Source organism: Pseudomonas sp. TE6283 (assembly GCF_054060555.1).
The window spans coordinates 256072-273520 of sequence record NZ_JBSSDH010000001.1 but is presented as its reverse complement, the minus strand read 5'-3'; the positions used below and the strand labels follow the sequence as shown (position 1 = coordinate 273520).

The following is a 17449-nucleotide window of genomic DNA, read 5'->3' as shown; positions in this document are numbered from 1 at the left end:
CGTGCTTGACCTATTTGTATTCAACATGTGTTTGGTGTTGAGTCGAACGTTCTGAGGAGGTATGCCAAATGAGTACGTTGAAAGAAGGTGCGTCGATGGATGGGCGGGTGTTTTGGCCATCCATTGCAGTGATACTTGGCGTCACCGTTCCGCTTATTGCATTTCCCGAGGCTGGAAATGCAGTGATCAATCAAATGTTTGCGTTTGCCACCGGCAAGTTTGGCTGGCTCTACTTGGTTTCAGGCCTGATGACGGTCGCGTTTCTGTTGTGGATGGCGTTCGGGCGCTATGGAAATATACGCCTTGGACGAAAGAGTGATGCGCCAGAATTTTCCTATTTCAGCTGGGTCGCCATGATTTTTTGTGGTGGTATCGGCATCGCGATTGTCAATTGGGCCTGGGTTGAGCCGATTTATTATTTCAATGGCCCTCCTTTGAATGTCGCGGCTCACAGTCGGGAAGCGGCAGAGTGGGCGTTGACTTACGGACAGTTCCATTGGGGCCTGACCCCATGGGCATTCTATTGCCTGCCAGCCTTGCCGATTGCCTATTCGATGTATGTACGCCGGCAGCCAGGGGTGAGATTGTCCGTGGCTGCCCGTGGTGTGCTGGGTGATAAGTCCAACGGGTGGCTGGGGCTTACACTGGATACGGTGGTGGTGTTCGGGATCGTGGGTGGCGTGGGCACTTCCCTCGGCCTGGCCGTTCCGCTGGTTTCGACCTTGGCGGGTGACATCTTCGGTATTCAGCAGTCCTTCGCATTCGACATGGGTGTGCTGGCGCTCTGGACACTGATGTTTGGCATGAGTGTGTGGTTCGGACTGAGCAAAGGGATCAAGATTCTCAGTGATATCAACGTCTACCTGGCGTTTGCACTGCTGTTGTTCGCGGCCGTCGTGGGCCCCACGCTGCTGCTGATCAACGGCTGGGCAAACAGCCTGGGCCTGATGATCAATAACTTCATTCACATGAGCTTGTGGACGGATCCGGTTGCCAAGGGTTCTTTCCCTCAGGACTGGACAATTTTCTATTGGGCCTGGTGGATTGCCTACGCACCCATGATGGGCTTGTTCGTCGCCCGAATTTCCCGGGGGCGAACGATCAAGGAACTGATTCTGGCCGAGCTTGTGTGGGGCAGCCTGGGGTGCTGGGTATTCTTCGCAGTCTGGGGCGGGTACTCACTTAATCTGCAACTCAGTGGTGAGTTGGATATCAGCGCCATCTTGACCGCGCAAGGTATCCCTGCGGCGGTGCTCGCCATTTTGAAAACCATGCCCTATTCGAGTATTGCTATTGCAGCGTTCGTGCTCCTTTGCTTTGTGTTCCTGGCGACAACGCTTGATTCGGCGGCCTATGTGCTTGCTTCGGTGACATCGAAAGAACTCAGTGGTTATGAGGAGCCTCAGCGCTGGCTGCGAATTGTATGGGCGCTGTTGCTGGCGGTCATCGGCATCGGGCTTCTCAAGGTTGGTGGGTTGAAGGCCGTGCAAACATCTACCATCGTCGTCGCGCTGCCATTGATTCCCGTACTTGGCGTACTGGCTTGGTCACTGCTTCGCATGATTCGTGCAGATCTTGGGCATGCACTAGGAACGACCGAAGTTGTTTTGGACGACGCGCTGACGCTTGACAAGACTCCTGAAATGGACGTGCGACAGACTGCTGATACTGTTTTGATTACGATACACCCAGAGGCTAGATAGCAAGGTTTCTATTTTTCTGCTTACTAGGAAGAACTCAGAATTTTCTGGGCTCTTCCTTTCCACCCAGCGTATGTATGCCGGACTCTAAGGATTCTGTTAACAGCAGCGGAACGCTATCGAACGGCTATTTGGTTGGTTGAAGGAGCTCCGCCGCCTGGGTACACGCTATTGCAAGCTAGCGGAAGGCTTCGCAGTGATAATTATGTTGGCTTGCTGGCGGCAGTGTTTACGACATTACTTTTCGTACAGTGCCTAACAAGCGTGTGCGAAGTCCCTAAAGACTGTCAGGGTCGCCAAAGAACATCTGAATCCGCGACCGCAACCACTTCTCCGCCGGATCATTGTCCTGCGCCCCACGCCAGGCCATGTGCAGCTCGAAGCTGCGCACCTCCAGCGGCAGGTCTTCCGCCCGCAACCCGCCCGCCGCGGTCAGCGCATCGGCGGTGTAGTCCGGCACCGTGGCGACGATATCGGTCCCCGCCAGCAAACTCCCCAATCCGTTGAACTGCGGCACCGCCAGCACCACATGACGCTTGCGGCCGATCTCGTCCAGCGCCTCGTCGATGAACCCCGAGAGGTCGCCGGCGAACGACACCAGGGCGTGGGGGCGGGCGCAGAAGTCATCCAGGGTGATGCTGCCGGGCATGCTGTCGGCGCGCAGCAGCTTGGGCATGCTGCGACGCAGCACCTTGCGCTTGGCGTTGGCGGGGAGTTCACTGGTGTAGCTCACGCCCACCGAAATCTCGCCGGAGGCCAGCAGGGTGGGCATCAGCAGGTAGTTGACCCGGCGCACCACCAGGACGATGCCGGGGGCTTCGGCGCGGATGCGCTTGAGCAGCTGCGGCAGCAGGGCGAATTCGGCGTCGTCCGACAGACCGATGCGGAACACCGCGTTGCTGGTCGCCGGGTCGAACTCGGCGGCGCGGCTGACGGCGGTGGAGATCGAGTCCAGCGCCGGTGACAGCAGGGCGAAGATCTCCTGGGCCCGTGCCGACGGTTCCATGCTGCGGCCGGTGCGCACGAACAGCGGGTCGTCGAACAGGTTGCGCAGGCGCGACAGCGCGGCGCTGATCGCCGGCTGGCCGAGGAACAGTTTCTCGGCGGCGCGGGTCACGCTGCGTTCGTGCATGAGCGTTTCGAACACGATCAACAGGTTGAGGTCTACGCGACGCAAGTCGTTACGATTCATTCGATGCGGCTCGCCAGAAGTGGGGCAGGGGTGAATCTTAAGGCCAAAGGCTGGTACCCTGCACCGATTTCCGGGTGCCAATGCACAGATTTGTCAGGGGCCCAATCAATGACAGGCATGTCGACTATTAACAGCCACTGATGGTCCAACCGTGAAAGCCCGGATAAAGTCCGTGGTAATACGAGATTCACACAGGCGAGGTATGCGATGTCCCGCATGATCCGTTTCCACAAGTTCGGCCAGGCCGATGTGCTCCGATGCGAGGAGCAGGCCGAACCGTCCCCGGCTGCCGGCGAGGTGCAGATCCGCGTCGAGGCGATCGGCGTCAGCTGGTACGACGTGCTCTGGCGGCAGAACCTGGCGCCGTCCCAGGCACGGCTGCCGGCCGGTATCGGCCATGAGATGGCCGGCGTGGTCACCGCCGTGGGCGAGGGTGTGGACGATATCGCGGTGGGCGACCGGGTCGCCAGCTTCCCGGCCACCAGCGCCAACGACCACCCGGTGTACGGCGACGTGATCGTCCTGCCGCGCAGCGCCATCACCCGTTACCCGGATGTGCTGACCCCGATCGAGGCCAGCGTGCACTACACGCCGCTGCTGATCGCCTATTTCGCCTACGTCGACCTGGCGCGGGCCAAGGCCGGACAGACCGCGCTGGTCACCGATGCCAGCCACTGCGCGGGGCCGGCCTTCGTGCAACTGGGCAAGGCCCTGGGGCTGAAGGTGATCGCCGCCACCAAGGAGCCCGAGCAGCGCGAGTACCTGCTGGGGCTGGGCGCGGACAAGGTGATCGTCACCGAGGAACAGGACCTGCTGATGCAGATCGGCAAGTACACCGATGGGCGTGGCGTGGACATGGTCCTCGACGGCATGGGCGGCCCACAGATGTCGCTGCTCGGCGATGTCCTGGCACCGCGTGGCAGCCTGGTGCTGTACGGCCTGCAGGGCGGCAACCAGACGCCGTTCCCGGCCTGCGCGGCGTTCCAGAAGAACATCCAGTTCCATGTGCACTGCATCGGCAACTTCACCGGCAAGCCGGAGCTGGGCATCGCCCAGGACCAGGTGGCCCTGCAGCGGGCGTTGCGCGACATCAACCAGTTCACCGCCGACCAACTGCTGACGCCGCAGATCATCAAGGTGTATCCGTTCGAGCAGGTGGTCGAGGCGCACCGGCACATGGACGAGTGTCCGTGTGGTGGGCGGGTGGTGCTGGATATGGGGGCGCACTGACGCCTCAGGTCGTACGCGCTCCCACAGGGGGCGTGCAGCTGTAGGGCTGGATATTTAGCTAAATATCCTACCTGGCTTTAGGAAGTTTCCTTCAAGCTCGGTTTGCTATTCATCTGCCAGAATCGGACTTCAATTCGAAGCCGTCAGGGAGATGGAGCGATAGCATGACCGAGACCCACGACCAAGCCATGCACTATGTCTACCAGCAAGTCCTGCAGCGCCTGCTGGAGCACATGACCCAGGCCCAGCGCGCCTCGGTGCAACTGCTGGTCCAGCGATTGCTGGTCATCGCCGGCGGCCAGGAATACGTCGGTAACGTCCGGGTGCTGGTGCTGCACGGCGTCGACCGGCGCAGCGCGCACTTGCTGGCCTGCCTGCGCGCCGCGCAGTTGAGCATCGCCCTGCGCCATGGCGCGACCTTCCGCCTGCGCGTACTGGCGGCCCGCCTGCCGACCCTCGACGATACCGCCCTGGCCCTTCACGACCGTTGTTTCAGCGCGCTGTTCCTGCATGACGATCCGCGGGTGGAGCTGCTGCGAGCCGACGGCGGGCAACTTGGCCCGTTCGGTGCACGCCAGGCCTGCTCGGGCGAGCAACTGGCCGATGCAGGCAACGCCTGGTTGCTGTTCGGCCATCTGGTTGGCGGGCAGCCGGACGCGATACTCGGCGCCAGGGGCTACCTGGAGCTGGCCAACAGCCTGGGCCAGGCGCTGGCGGGGGAGGCTGGCGAACAGATCCTGATCAGCACCGTGCCGTTCGCTGAGCGCCATCGTCTGCTGGCCTGGGGCAGACGCTGCCTGCGCCATACCGTTGAAGTGGCGCAGGCCCTGACGCCCCACGACGTGCTGGCGGCGGGGCTCGAGCAGCTGGGCGAGGTGCTGGCCGATCCCTGGCAACCGCCGACTTCACCCGTGCTCCGCCAGCGCGGCGGCGAGCCGCGCCTGGTGATGGCCGAGGACCTGTTGCATCACCCGGACGACGGTGGGCCGCTGGACCGCATGCTCGGCCGGCAGGATGCCCAGGAAAGCCAGGCCCAGGGGCCATCGGGGTTGTTCGATCCCTTGCCGCTGGCCCACCTGCATGGGCTCAAATCGCAGTACCTGGACCTGCGTAGCTATCGCGAAGGCAGCCAGGCGTACTTCCAGCGTTTGCGCCGGCCCTCGGTTGCCTGGCCCCAGGGCCGGGCTTTGCGCGGCGAGGCACAGGCGCGCCTGCTTGGCGCCTATGGCGTGAGCGAGGCGCAACTGGTCTGCCAGCTGTTCACCCCGTTCGAGGCGGGAGGGTACAACCTTGAGAGTTTCGTGCTGCGTTGTCACCCGGGCATGCGCGTTGCACTGCCGTACCTGCACTGTGCCTTGCAGGGGCGGCCCTGCCCGGAGCCGGTCAGCCAGTGGCTGGTTGAAACCAGCGGCCTGCAGCTTGCGCAGTTGCGGGGGCTTTATGCCGGTACGCTCAGTCACCAGGCCCGGCGCCTGTTCCAGCTGTTGGGACGGCGCGACCTGGGGTTGCGGCTCCTGCCGGCCAGCCCGGACGGTGGCTATCCGCTATTGCGCGCCGCCGAGTAGGCCTGCTGCCTGGGCCAGCGCTCGCAGGGATCGGGTGACCGTCGATCCAGTACGCTTGCCCAGGCATGCGGTCTGTATGTATAACCAGTGCTTGTTTCCCAGCACCCGACTCGCACCGTGATCGCCCATTCCGTCGATGATCCCCTGTACTACCTGCATAACTTCCGCCAGGTCCTGAGCTGGGTCGGGCAGCGCTATGCCGACCTGCTGGATCGCCACGAGCACGGTTTCATCCAGGCTTTCAGCGAACTGCCGGTGCCCAGCCAGGCCCTTTTGGTGCGCATGGTCATGCGCAAGGGCGAGCTGTTTCGCAGCGACAAGCTCGACTACGCCGAGATCGGCGATACCGAGGCGGCCGTGGCGCCGTTGCTGGTGTTGGGCTGGGTCGCCGACGACGCGCCGATGACGGTGGAGCAGCTGTGGGCGTTACTGCGCAAGGATGAGCTGGCGACGTACTTCGCCGGGCAGCTTCCCCGACCGCGCGCCGGCAAGGCCGAGTTGCTGGAGCAGTTGCAGGCCTTGGGCTTGCCACCCGGTCCACTGGCCCAGTGGTGCCCCGATTTCCCCGTGCGGATCCTGCACTGGTGCCAGCAGCCCTTGTGCGACCGCCTGCGCCTGCTGTTCTTCGGCAACCTGTACCAGAGCTGGTCGGACTTCGTGCTGGCCGACCTGGGGGTGTTCCGCTACGAACAGGTGGCATTCAGCGACGACTCGCGGGCCTTGCGCCAGCGCGCCGAAGTCGACCTGGCCATGGCCCTGCACCAGTGCGCCGAGCGCCTGGAGCAGGGTGCCGCGCCCGCCGAGCTGCTCGCGGCGCTGGACGGGTTCGACGACAGCAACCCCTGGCTGACCCGGCGCCGGGCGCGCCTGCTGTTCAGCCTCGGCCAACAGTGCGAGCGCCTGGGGGACTGGGACCTGGCGCTGCGGATCTACGCTGACTGCGCGCACCCCGAGGCACGTATTCGCCAGGTCCGGGTCTACGAGCGCAGCGAGCAATGGCCGCAGGCTCACGCCCTGGCCCAGCATATGGCCCTGGCACCGGCCAACGCCCTGGAGCGTCAGGCCCTGGAGCGCCTGCTGCCACGCCTGATGCGCAAGCTGGGCGGTCCGGCACAGCCGCGCCGGCGCAGCGAGGCGGTGATGCTTATCGAACTGGAACTGCCGGCGGAACTTGCGTCACAGGGAGTGGAAGAGGCGGTGCGTCAGCACCTGGAGCAGGAAGGCGGCAGTGTTCACTATGTCGAGAACGCCCTGTTCAACAGCCTGTTCGGCCTGCTGTGCTGGGAGGCGGTCTTCGCCCCGGTGCCGGGGGCGTTCTTCCACCCGTTCCAGAGCGGACCTCAGGACTTGCACGACGTCGACTTCCAGCAGCGCCGCGCGGCACTGTTCGACGTCTGCCTCGGGCGCCTGGACGATGGCAGTCATCGCCAGGCCATCCTTGACTGCTTCCAGGCCAAGCAGGGCCTGCAGTCGCCTTTCGTGTTCTGGCAGATGCTCGATGAGACGCTGCTCGAACAGGCACTCGAATACCTGCCGCCCGCGCACCTCAAGGCCTGCTTCCTGCGCCTGCTGCAGGATATCCGCGCCAATCGCGCCGGCATGCCTGACCTGATCCAGTTCTGGCCGGGGCAGGGCGGTTATCGCATGGTTGAGGTCAAGGGGCCGGGCGATCGCCTGCAGGACAACCAACTGCGCTGGCTCGAGTTCTGCCATGCCCACGGTCTGCCGGTCGCGGTATGCCATGTGCGCTGGAAGGGGGGCGTATCGGCATGAGCTACACCGTGGCCGTACGCGCACTCTGTGAGTTCAGCGCCAAGGTCGGCGACCTCGACCTGCGTTTCACCCCGTCGCCCACCGCCCAAGAGGGCATCGCCGGGCACCGCCGGGTGGTGGCGCGGCGCGCCGCTGGTTATGAGTCGGAGGTGGCGCTGGAGGGCGAGTACCAGGGGCTGCGGGTACGCGGCCGCGCCGATGGCTACGACCCTGCGTGCAACCGCCTGGAGGAGATCAAGACCCATCGCGGCGACCTGGCCAGGCAGCCCGACAATCACCGCCTGCTGCACTGGGCCCAGGCCAAGGTCTATGCCTGGTTGCTGTGCCAGGCACGGCAACTGCCGGCGATCGACGTGGCGCTGGTCTACCTCGACGTCGACAGTGACGGCCAGACGCTGATCAGCGAGCGTTACCAGGCCGATGACCTGAAGCGCTTCTTCGAGACCCAGTGCCAGCGCTTTTTGGCCTGGGCGCAGGCCCAGGAGCGACGGTTGAGCGAGCGGGACCGGGACCTTGGCGCGCTGACATTCCCCTATCCCGAATTCAGGCTGGGCCAGCGCCAGCTGGCCGAGACGCTGTACAAGGCCGTGAGCACCGGCCGCTGCCTGATGGCCCAGGCCAGCACCGGCATCGGCAAGACCCTCGGTACCCTGTTCCCGCTGCTCAAGGCCGTGGTGCCGCAGCAACTGGACAAGCTCTACTTCCTCACCGCCAAGACCCCGGGCCGGGCCCTGGCCCTCGACGCTCTGCGCCAGATTACCCGGGCGTCGCCGCAGCCGGCGCTGCGCAGCCTCGAACTGATCGCCCGCGACAAGGCCTGCGAGCACCCCGAAAACGCCTGCCATGGTGAGTCCTGCCCCTTGGCGCGGGGCTTCTACGAGCGGCTGCCGGCCGCCCGCGAAGCCGCCGCCCAGGTGCCGCTGCTCGACCGCGCCAGCCTGCGCGAGGTGGCCCTGGCGCATCAGGTCTGCCCCTATTACCTGGCCCAGGAAATGGCGCGCTGGGTCGACCTGCTGGTGGCCGACTACAACTACTACTTCGACGCTCATGCCTTGCTGTTCGGCCTGGCCCAGGCCAACCAATGGCGCACGGCGGTGCTGGTGGACGAGGCGCACAACCTGGTGGAGCGGGGACGGCAGATGTACAGTGCCAGCCTTGACCAGGGCCAGTTGCTGGCACTGCGCCAGAGCAAGCCGGCCGGACTCGGCAGTGCCCTCGACCGGCTCAACCGGCAGTGGAACGCGCTGTACAAGGCCCAGGTGGCGCCGTATCAAGCCAGCGAAAAACTGCCGGACACCTTCCTGCGCGCCCTGCAGCAATGCATCGGGCTGATCCAGGAACGCATGAACCAGGCACCCGCCGAGGTCGAGCCCAAGGTGCTGGAGTTCTTCTTCCAGGCCCTGCAGTTCAGCCGCATCGCCGAGCTGTTCGACGAGCACTTCCTGTTCGATATCAGCCCGCGCAACGGCCCACGGGGGCGGCGCCTGGCCACGTTGTGCCTGCGCAACGTGGTGCCGGCACGGCTGCTGGGGCCGCGAATGAGCGCGGCGCGCAGCGTCACGCTGTTTTCCGCCACGCTCAATCCGCGGCACTTCTACAGCGACCTGCTGGGCATGCCCGCCGATACGGCCTGGCTGGAGGTCGCCGCGCCGTTCCGGGCCGAGCAGCTGCAGGTGCGCATCGTCAGCGAGGTGTCCACCCGCTACCAGCAGCGCCAGGCGTCGCTGGCGCCGATCGTCGAACTCATCGCCGCTCAGTTCGCCTGCCAGCCGGGCAACTACCTGGCCTTCTTCAGCAGTTTCGAATACCTCGACCAGGTATCGCGACTGCTGGCCGAGCGCTACCCGGCACTGCCCATCTGGTGCCAGGCGCCCGGCATGGACGAGGCCGGGCGCGAGGCGTTCCTGGCGCGGTTCGTGGAGCACGGGCAGGGGGTGGGCTTCGCCGTGCTCGGCGGCGCCTTCGGCGAGGGCGTGGACCTGCCCGGCACGCGCCTGATCGGCGCCTTCGTCGCCACCCTCGGGCTGCCCCAGGTCAACCCGGTCAACGAGCAGTTCAAGCAGCGCCTGGGCCGCCAGTTCGGCGCCGGTTTCGACTACGCGTACCTGTACCCGGGCGTGCGCAAGGTGATCCAGGCCGCCGGCCGTGTGATCCGCGGCGACCAGGACCGTGGCGTGCTGATGCTGATCGACGAGCGCTTCGCCGAACCCCGGGTGCGGCAGATGTTCCCCGGTTGGTGGCAACTGGGGTGAACGCCGCCATCGCCTGGCGCTGAAACTCCCAGTACACTGCGCGTTCCAACACCTACTTCTGTTGATTTCGAGGTTCCGCATGACGCTCAGTCCTTTGGCAGGCAAGCCGGCTCCGGCCAGCGTGCTGGTCGATATTCCCCGCCTGTTGACCGCCTACTACACCGGCCGTCCCGACGCCGCGGTGGCGGCCCAGCGCGTGGCCTTCGGCACCTCGGGCCACCGCGGCACGTCGTTCGATCTGAGCTTCAACGAGTACCACGTGCTGGCGATCACCCAGGCTATCTGCCTGTATCGCCAGGAAAAGGGCATCGATGGCCCACTGTTCATCGGCGCCGACACCCACGCGCTGTCGGCGCCGGCCGCGGCCAGCGCCCTGGAAGTGCTGGCCGCCAACGGCGTGCAGGTGATGCTGAGCCAGGATGACGAGTACACCCCGACCCCGGCGGTGTCCCACGCCATCCTCTGCTACAACCGTGGCCGGCAGCAGGGCCTCGCCGACGGCATCGTCATCACCCCGTCGCACAACCCGCCGCAGAGCGGCGGCTTCAAGTACAACCCGCCCAACGGCGGCCCGGCCGACAGCGACGTGACCAAGTGGATCGAGGTCAAGGCCAACGAGCTGCTGGCGGCGAACCTGGCCGGTGTCAAGCGCATGGACTACAAGCAGGCGCTGGCGGCACCCACCACCCAGCGTCACGACTACGTCAGCAGCTACGTCGCCGACCTGGAAAACGTCATCGACTTCGAGGTAATCCGTGGCGCCAACCTGCGCCTGGGCGTCGACCCACTGGGCGGCGCCGGGGTGCGCTACTGGTCGGCCATCGCCGAGCGCTACCAGCTGAACCTGGAAGTGGTGAACACCGAGGTCGACCCGACCTTCCGCTTCATGACCGTCGACTGGGACGGCCAGATCCGCATGGACCCATCCTCGCCGTACGCCATGCAGGGCCTGATCGGCCTGCGCGAGCGCTTCGACGTGGCTTTCGCCTGCGACCCCGACCACGACCGCCACGGCATCGTCACCGCCGACGGCCTGCTGCAACCGAACAACTACCTGGCCGTGGCCATCGACTACCTGTACCGCAACCGCCCGCAATGGCGCAGCGACGCGGCCGTGGGCAAGACCGTGGTCTCCAGTGGCCTGATCGACCGGGTCACCGCCGCGCTGGGCCGTGACCTGTACGAAGTGCCGGTGGGCTTCAAGTTCTTCGCCCAGGGCCTGTTCGACGGCTCGCTGGGCTTTGGCGGCGAAGAGAGCGCCGGCGCCTCGTTCCTGCGCAAGGACGGCAGCGTCTGGGCCACCGACAAGGACGGCCTGATCCCGGCGCTGCTGGCGGCCGAGATGACCGCCCGCACCGGGCGCAACCCGAGCCAGATCTATGCCGACCTCACTGCCAAGCTGGGCAAGCCTTACGCCACTCGCGTCGAGGCCAAGGCCGATGCACGGCAGAAGGCGCTGCTGAGCAAGCTGGCGCCGGAGCAGGTCAAGTCCACCGAACTGGCCGGCGAACCGATCCAGCAGATCCTCAGCCATGCGCCGGGCAACAACCAGGCCATCGGTGGCCTGAAAGTGATGACCGAGAACGGCTGGTTCGCCGCCCGTCCTTCGGGCACCGAGGACATCTACAAGATCTACGCCGAGAGCTTCATCGACGAGGCGCACCTTGCGCGCCTGGTGGCCGAAGCCCAGGTGCTGGTGGATGCGGCGATCGCCTGATCGACGCTGATGCCCATCGCGGGGCAAGCCCGCTCCCACAGTGCCTATGTACGTTGGCCTCGTGGGAGCGGGCTTGCCCCGCGATACATTTGGTTGTTCCATTTTTGGAACGATCTATGCCATTTTAGCGGTCTACCGAACCATTAGTCTCATCTGTAAGGTGATACCCATCAAACAGGAGGCTTCTCATGAAAAAGATCCAGGGTATCCACCGCAGCCCCCACGCCCATTGGGTGGGCGACGGCTTCCCGGTGCGCAGCCTGTTCACCTATGACCATCTGGCCCGGCACATCAGCCCGTTTCTGCTGCTGGACTACGCCGGCCCCCACGACTTCACCCCGACCACGGACCGGCGCGGCGTCGGCCAGCATCCGCATCGCGGCTTCGAGACCGTGACCATCGTCTACCAGGGCGAGCTGGAGCACCGGGACTCCACCGGCGCCGGCGGCCTGATCGGGCCGGGCGACGTGCAGTGGATGACCGCCGCGGGCGGCATCATCCACGAGGAGTTCCATTCCCCGGCCTTTGCCCGCAGCGGCGGCACCCTGGAGATGGTGCAACTGTGGGTCAACCTGCCGGCCAAGGACAAGCGTGCCGCGGCGGGCTACCAGACGCTGTTGGCCAACGACATTCCCGTGGTGGCGCTGGCAGGCGAGGCGGGCAGCCTGCGGGTGATTGCCGGACGCTACCTGGATCATCAAGGGCCGGCGCGCACCTTCACCGAGATGGATGTCTGGGACCTGCGGCTGAAGGCCGGCGCCACACTGCAACTGCCCTTGGCCGCCGGGCGCAATGCCGCGCTGGTGGTGCTGCGCGGCAACCTGCGGGTCAACGACGAGCGCGAGGTCGGCCCGGCCAGCCTGGTGCTGCTGGAGCGCGATGGCAGCGATGTGCGCGTCGAGGCGCTGGAGGAGGTCAGCGTGCTGCTGCTCAGCGGCGAGCCGATCGACGAGCCCATCGTTGGCTACGGGCCATTCGTGATGAACAGCCAGGCGGAAATCGCCGAGTCGTTCGATGATTTCCAGGCCGGACGGTTCGGGCAGGTAGGGGGCGCCGAGCGCGTCGTTGCCCGATAGCACCCATCGCGGGGCAAGCCCGCTTCCACGCCAGGAGTTCATCTTGGAGTGGGGGCGGGCTTGCCCCGTGATTTAGTTTCAACGCTTTATGCCTGGTCTGCACCACCGAGACCACATCAGTCTCCATCAGCCACTCGGCTTGGGCCAACTATCTGGTAAAGGTCCAGAGTTGAGGGCCGTGGATGGCTCTTCTGATTCCCTCGTTGACACGCTGCATCTCATCCTCTGAGTCCGACCCGTAAGGTGTCGAATCGCTTGAAGAGATTGGCTCGTTCGAACGGGCCCATCTTGCTTCTCGAATTTCTTTCAGCATTCTCTTGGGGCCACCAAGCCGTTCGATCCGCTTGATGTCGTTAAAGAAGGGGAGCGGCGGGATCTCAAGTTTTGCTTTCTGCGAAGCTGTCATGCCTGAAGCGCCGTCGGTCTTGAACACTATATCTCTGGCGCGGTCTGGTAACTGCATTATGCGTGCGGTGAGCCTGGGAGCATTCTGCTGGGCTATCTCAGATGAGGTTCTCGAAAGAGCAAATAGCTCGGGGAGTTCAAGATGATTGACGATTGACGTCAATATGTCTGGCTCCATACGAATCACTTTCAGGAAGAGATGGCCTGAAGGATCGACCTTGTTGACGGGATCTGCGGCGCAATAGCTATAAGCACTCACTCCACCCGCCCCGAACGGACTCAGCGAGTCGGTTGAGAGAAAGCGCATCAGCACAGGGCTGAACGCCCGGTAGCCATTACCGAGAAGGTAGCGTCCAGTCAATGAGTCGCGATGCTGGCCATTGAAACCGAGTGCAGCGCTTGTTATGCCGACAGGCCCTGAATACCCATAAGCGGTGTAGGTGAGTGCATGAGATTGCTGGTCTTTGCTGCACCACAGAATGGACCTTGGCCTATCTGCCGCCAATAGGATTGTTGCGGTCGGCATGGGGTTACCTGATTAGGGGCTGGGCAAGATAATTTAGGCATCAACGCTCGATACTGGAACTGGCAAAATTATCAGGTGCCATTTTGCCCCTCTTCTTGCTACTGGCAGGCCCAATGAGGCCGCAACGCGGCCCCCTGTACTGCTCATGATCAAGCCTGATCCGGCACCACCGCGATCACATCGATTTCCATCAGCCACTCAGCCTGGGCCAAACCCGCCACCACCAGCCCGGTGGAAATCGGGAACACCCCCTTGAGCCACTTACCCACTTCCTTGTACACCGGCTCGCGGAAGCGCGGGTCGGTGATGTAGGTGGTGGTCTTGACGATATGCGACAGGTCAGAGCCCGCCTCTTCGAGCAGCTGCTTGACGTTCTTCATCGCCTGTTCGGCCTGGGCCCGTGGATCGCCCAGGCCCACCAGCCGGCCTTCGAAGTCGGTGCCGACCTGCCCGCGCACGTAGATGGTGTTGCCGGCCCGTACCGCCTGGCACAGGTCGTTGTCCAGGGTCTGGTTGGGGTAGGTTGCCTTGGTGTTGAACATGCGGATGCGAGTGTGGGTAGGCATCAGAGGGCTCCGAAGGTGCTGACGTTGCTGATCGAGGGTTGCTGCTCATCCGCCGCGCGCTGCTCGCGGTCGCGGTAGGCCAGGTAGGTGCGCTGGGTGGCGATGTGTCCGGCGACGTGCTTGGCGTCGTGCCACACCCCCCAGATGAATGACGAGCCGCGGCGCGACAGCCAGGGCAGGCCGAGGAAGTACACGCCCGGCTCCTTCGATACGCCGCGCTGGTGTTGCGGCTTGCCGTTGGCGTCGAAGGCGTCCACCTGCAACCAGCTGAAATCCACGCCATAGCCGGTGGCCCAGATGATGCTCCTGACGTTGGCCTCGGCGAGGTTGAGTTCCAGCAGCGGCTGGCTGACGCAGGCCGGGTCGGGCAGGCGCTTGCGGGCCTCGGGCTCCTCCGGCAGGTCCAGACCGTTGCGCTCGACATAGGCGTCGGCGGCGTCCAGCAGGGCCAGGTAGTTCTCGTCGCCGCGGTTGATGTTCTCGGCCAGGTTGTCCTGGAAGCGGGCCACGCCGCCCTCGAACGACTGGGTCAGGCCGACCAGGGTCATGCCCTGGTGGGCGAGGGCGCGAAAGTCCACGGTGTGGCCGCCGCGGGCGCCGGACACGGCGATGGTCACGTGCTCGCGGCCGGGCTTGGCGATCTCCGCGTCCCACTCGCCGAGCACGCCCAGCCACCAGCAGAAATCGCGGTTGCGGTAGCTGCGCGGCGGACGGTCATGGGCGCCGACCGACAGGTACACCTGGCGTCCTGCGCGCATCAGTTCCTCGGCGATCTGCACCCCGGAGGAGCCGGCGCCGACCACCAGCACCGCGCCTTCGGGCAGTTGCTGCGGGTTGAAGTAGGCGGCGGAGTGGATCTGGTGCAGGCCTTCGTCCTTGGGCGCGATGGCCGGGATCACCGGGCGCTGGAACGGGCCGGTGGCGGCCACCACGCGGTTGGCTCGGATCACGCCCTGGTTGGTGTCGATGGTGAAGCCTGGGCGGTCGGCATTGCGCACCACCTTCTTCACCTCGACCCCGGTACGTACCGGCAGGTTGTACTTGCGCACGTACTGTTCGAAGTAGTCGGCAACCTGGTCCTTGCCGGCGAAGGCGTCGGCGTCGAGGTCGAATTCCAGGCCCGGGAAGCGGTCGTGCCAGACCGGTCCGTTGGCCACCAGCGAATCCCAGCGTCCGGTGCGCCATGCCTCGGCGATGCGCTTGCGCTCCAGCACCAGGTGCGGCACGCCGAGCTTGCTCAGGTGTTCGCTCATGGCCACGCCGGCTTGGCCGGCGCCGACCACGAGGGTGTCGATTTCGATGTTGTTCAGTGTCATGTCCCAGCCCTTCTTCAGCGGCGTTCTTGTTCAGGTCGGTGGGGACCGCCTTTGCCTGGGGCCAGACTAGGGACGGGCGGGAAATCGCGAAAATAGTATTTAGTTGGGGGTTGCCGATAAATTGGCGAAGGCTCTCCTGGCAATGGGCTGCAGCGGTTTCCAGGGGGGCGCAGGACCCTGTGGAGCGGCCTTAGTTTTTTCCTGCCCAGTGCCGAGGAAAATGTTGGTTTCGCAGCTCCCGGGGCCCACCGAGAATGCCGGTAACCCCAACACAGGAGCTGCACCATGACCTTCTCCATCATCGGCCGCTGCCAGGAAACCGGCCAGGTCGGCATCGCCATCAGTTCATCGAGCATCGCCGTCGGCGCCCGCTGCCCATGGGTGCGGGCCGGGGTCGGTGCCGTGGCCACCCAGAACATCACCCTGCCGGCCCTCGGCCCGCAGATCCTCGACGCTCTCGAGCAGGGCCAGCTGCCGCCCGCCGCGGCATTGGACCGGGTGCTGAGCGCCAATGGCTGGAGCGAGTATCGCCAGGTCACGGTGATCGACAGCCAGGGCCAGGTGGGGCTGTTCACCGGCAAGGAGGCCCTGGGCGTGCACAACGCCGTGGCCGGCGAACAATGCGCCGCGGCCGGCAACCTGCTGTCGTCGCAGGCGGTGATCGAGGCCATGGTGGCGGCGTTCGAACAGGCCGGCGGCCACCTGGCCGACCGCCTGCTGGCGGCGATGCACGCGGCCATGGCCGCCGGTGGCGAGGCGGGGCCGGTGCACTCGGCGGCGTTGAAGATTGCCGGCGAGCTGACCTGGCCGCTGGTGGACCTGCGCGTGGACTGGACCGAGCACGATCCCATCGCCGAGCTGGACAACCTCTGGCAGGCCTACCGCCCGCAGATGCAGGACTATGTGACCCGCGCCCTGAACCCGACCGCCGCGCCAAGCTATGGAGTGCCGGGCGATGAATGAGGTTTCCAGCCGTGCGCTGTTGGAACGGTTGGTCGGGTTCGCCACGGTCAGTCGCGATTCCAACCTCGAGCTGATCGCCTTCATCCGCGACTACTTGGCCGGGCTTGGTGTCGCCAGCGAGCTGTTCCACAACGAAGAGGGCACCAAGGCCAATCTGTTCGCCACCATCGGCCCCGACGACCGTGGCGGCGTGGTGCTCTCCGGGCACACCGACGTGGTGCCGGTGGAGGGCCAGGCCTGGAGCGTCGAACCGTTCCGGCTGACTGAGCGCGAAGGGCGCCTGTACGGTCGCGGCACGGCCGACATGAAGGGCTTCATCGCCTCGGTGCTGGCGGCGGTGCCGGCGTTGCTCGCCCAGCCGCTGGAGCTGCCGGTGCACCTGGCGTTTTCCTATGACGAAGAAGTCGGCTGCCTGGGCGTGCGCTCGATGCTCGCCGCCCTGGCGCAGCGCCCGCACAAGCCGCGGCTGTGCCTGATCGGCGAACCCACTGAACTGAAGCCGGTGCTTGGCCACAAGGGCAAGCTGGCCATGCGTTGCCAGGTACATGGCGCCGCTTGCCACTCGGCCTATGCCCCCTACGGCGTCAACGCCATCGAGTACGCGGCGCGGCTGATCGGCAAGCTGGGCGAGATCGGTGACGACCTGGCCCGTCCCGAGTACCACGACGAGCGCTTCGACCCGCCGTTCTCCACAGTACAGACCGGTGTGATCAAGGGCGGTCGTGCCCTGAACATTGTCCCCGCCGAATGCGAGTTCGATTTCGAGGTGCGTGCCTTGCCCGGCTTCGAGGCCCAGGTCGTGGCTGATCGGCTGCAGGACTACGCCGAGACACAGTTGCTGCCGCGCATGCGCGCGGTGAGTGGGGCGAGCGATATCCGCCTGCGACCGTTGAGTGCCTACCCGGGCTTGGCCACGCCTGCCGACAGCGAGGCGGCGCGCCTGGTGGCCTTGATCAGTGGTTCGAGCGACTTTGGCACGGTGGCCTTCGGCACCGAGGGCGGCTTGTTCGACCAGGCCGGCATCCCCACCGTGGTCTGCGGGCCGGGAAGCATGGAGCAGGGGCACAAGCCCGACGAGTTTGTCAGTGTCGAGCAGCTAAAGGGATGCGATGCCATGTTGCGTCGGCTGGTGGATCATCTGCGACAGGACTGACTGCGCATGCCCGTC

Annotated in this window: 13 protein-coding genes and 1 pseudogene; 10 read left to right on the top strand and 4 right to left on the bottom strand. The window is 65.1% G+C overall.

The window, feature by feature from the left end; translation table 11 throughout:
* Positions 1-68: 68 nt before the first annotated feature.
* Together ACVWZ5_RS01410 and ACVWZ5_RS01405 are read left to right on the top strand one after the other, a co-directional pair.
* The gene (locus tag ACVWZ5_RS01410) at positions 69-1703 is read left to right on the top strand and encodes a BCCT family transporter (protein WP_062573756.1); all 1635 of its coding nucleotides are present in this window, start codon (positions 69-71) and stop codon (positions 1701-1703) included.
* A 100-nt stretch (positions 1704-1803) separates the two neighbouring features.
* A pseudogene (locus ACVWZ5_RS01405) lies at positions 1804-1959 on the top strand (transposase); the annotation flags it as partial.
* An 18-nt stretch (positions 1960-1977) separates the two neighbouring features.
* Here ACVWZ5_RS01405 and ACVWZ5_RS01400 read toward each other — a convergent pair.
* Entirely contained in the window at positions 1978-2892 is a 915-nt protein-coding gene (locus ACVWZ5_RS01400; RefSeq protein ID WP_062573757.1) for a LysR family transcriptional regulator, read from the bottom strand.
* Between the two features lie 207 nt (positions 2893-3099).
* On the opposite strand from ACVWZ5_RS01400, the gene ACVWZ5_RS01395 reads away from it, so the two are divergent.
* The 6 genes from ACVWZ5_RS01395 (at position 3100) to ACVWZ5_RS01370 (ending at position 12505) form a co-directional block, all read left to right on the top strand.
* Positions 3100-4122, top strand: coding sequence for a zinc-dependent alcohol dehydrogenase family protein (locus tag ACVWZ5_RS01395; protein ID WP_062573758.1), 1023 nt, complete (start codon positions 3100-3102; stop codon positions 4120-4122).
* Positions 4123-4286: 164 nt separating this feature from the next.
* On the top strand, positions 4287-5687 hold the full coding sequence (locus tag ACVWZ5_RS01390) for a hypothetical protein (RefSeq protein ID WP_062573759.1): 1401 nt from the start codon (positions 4287-4289) through the stop codon (positions 5685-5687).
* A gap of 117 nt (positions 5688-5804) precedes the next feature.
* Entirely contained in the window at positions 5805-7460 is a 1656-nt protein-coding gene (locus tag ACVWZ5_RS01385) for a VRR-NUC domain-containing protein (protein ID WP_062573760.1), read from the top strand.
* Positions 7457-9712 carry an ATP-dependent DNA helicase gene (locus ACVWZ5_RS01380; RefSeq protein WP_336197238.1) on the top strand — a complete coding sequence of 752 codons (2256 nt, stop codon included), beginning with the start codon at positions 7457-7459 and terminating at the stop codon, positions 9710-9712. The genes ACVWZ5_RS01385 and ACVWZ5_RS01380 overlap by 4 nt, the downstream gene beginning before the upstream one ends.
* 79 nt (positions 9713-9791) lie before the next feature.
* Positions 9792-11429 carry a phosphoglucomutase (alpha-D-glucose-1,6-bisphosphate-dependent) gene (gene pgm / locus ACVWZ5_RS01375; RefSeq protein ID WP_062573762.1) on the top strand — a complete coding sequence of 546 codons (1638 nt, stop codon included), beginning with the start codon at positions 9792-9794 and terminating at the stop codon, positions 11427-11429.
* 188 nt (positions 11430-11617) lie between these two features.
* Entirely contained in the window at positions 11618-12505 is an 888-nt protein-coding gene (locus ACVWZ5_RS01370) for a pirin family protein (protein WP_084942743.1), read from the top strand.
* Positions 12506-12653: 148 nt separating this feature from the next.
* Here the strand turns inward: ACVWZ5_RS01370 and ACVWZ5_RS01365 are convergent, their stop codons facing one another.
* The 3 genes from ACVWZ5_RS01365 to ACVWZ5_RS01355 form a co-directional block, all read right to left on the bottom strand.
* Positions 12654-13436: an RHS repeat-associated core domain-containing protein gene (locus tag ACVWZ5_RS01365; protein ID WP_081100270.1), complete on the bottom strand. Its 783-nt coding sequence runs from the start codon at positions 13434-13436 to the stop codon at positions 12654-12656.
* A gap of 149 nt (positions 13437-13585) precedes the next feature.
* A complete protein-coding gene (locus ACVWZ5_RS01360) occupies positions 13586-14002 on the bottom strand; it encodes a RidA family protein (RefSeq protein ID WP_029887064.1) in 417 nt (138 codons plus the stop codon).
* Entirely contained in the window at positions 14002-15318 is a 1317-nt protein-coding gene (locus tag ACVWZ5_RS01355) for a flavin-containing monooxygenase (RefSeq protein ID WP_260269883.1), read from the bottom strand. Before ACVWZ5_RS01355 ends, ACVWZ5_RS01360 begins: the two co-directional genes overlap by 1 nt.
* A 285-nt stretch (positions 15319-15603) precedes the next feature.
* Here ACVWZ5_RS01355 and ACVWZ5_RS01350 point away from each other — a divergent pair, with 285 nt between their 5' ends.
* Both ACVWZ5_RS01350 and argE read left to right on the top strand, forming a co-directional pair.
* Positions 15604-16281, top strand: a complete 678-nt coding sequence (locus ACVWZ5_RS01350) for a DUF1028 domain-containing protein (RefSeq protein ID WP_062573766.1) — start codon at positions 15604-15606, stop codon at positions 16279-16281.
* Positions 16274-17434, top strand: coding sequence for an acetylornithine deacetylase (gene argE / locus ACVWZ5_RS01345; protein WP_457340353.1), 1161 nt, complete (start codon positions 16274-16276; stop codon positions 17432-17434). The genes ACVWZ5_RS01350 and argE overlap by 8 nt, the downstream gene beginning before the upstream one ends.
* Positions 17435-17449 lie beyond the last annotated feature (15 nt).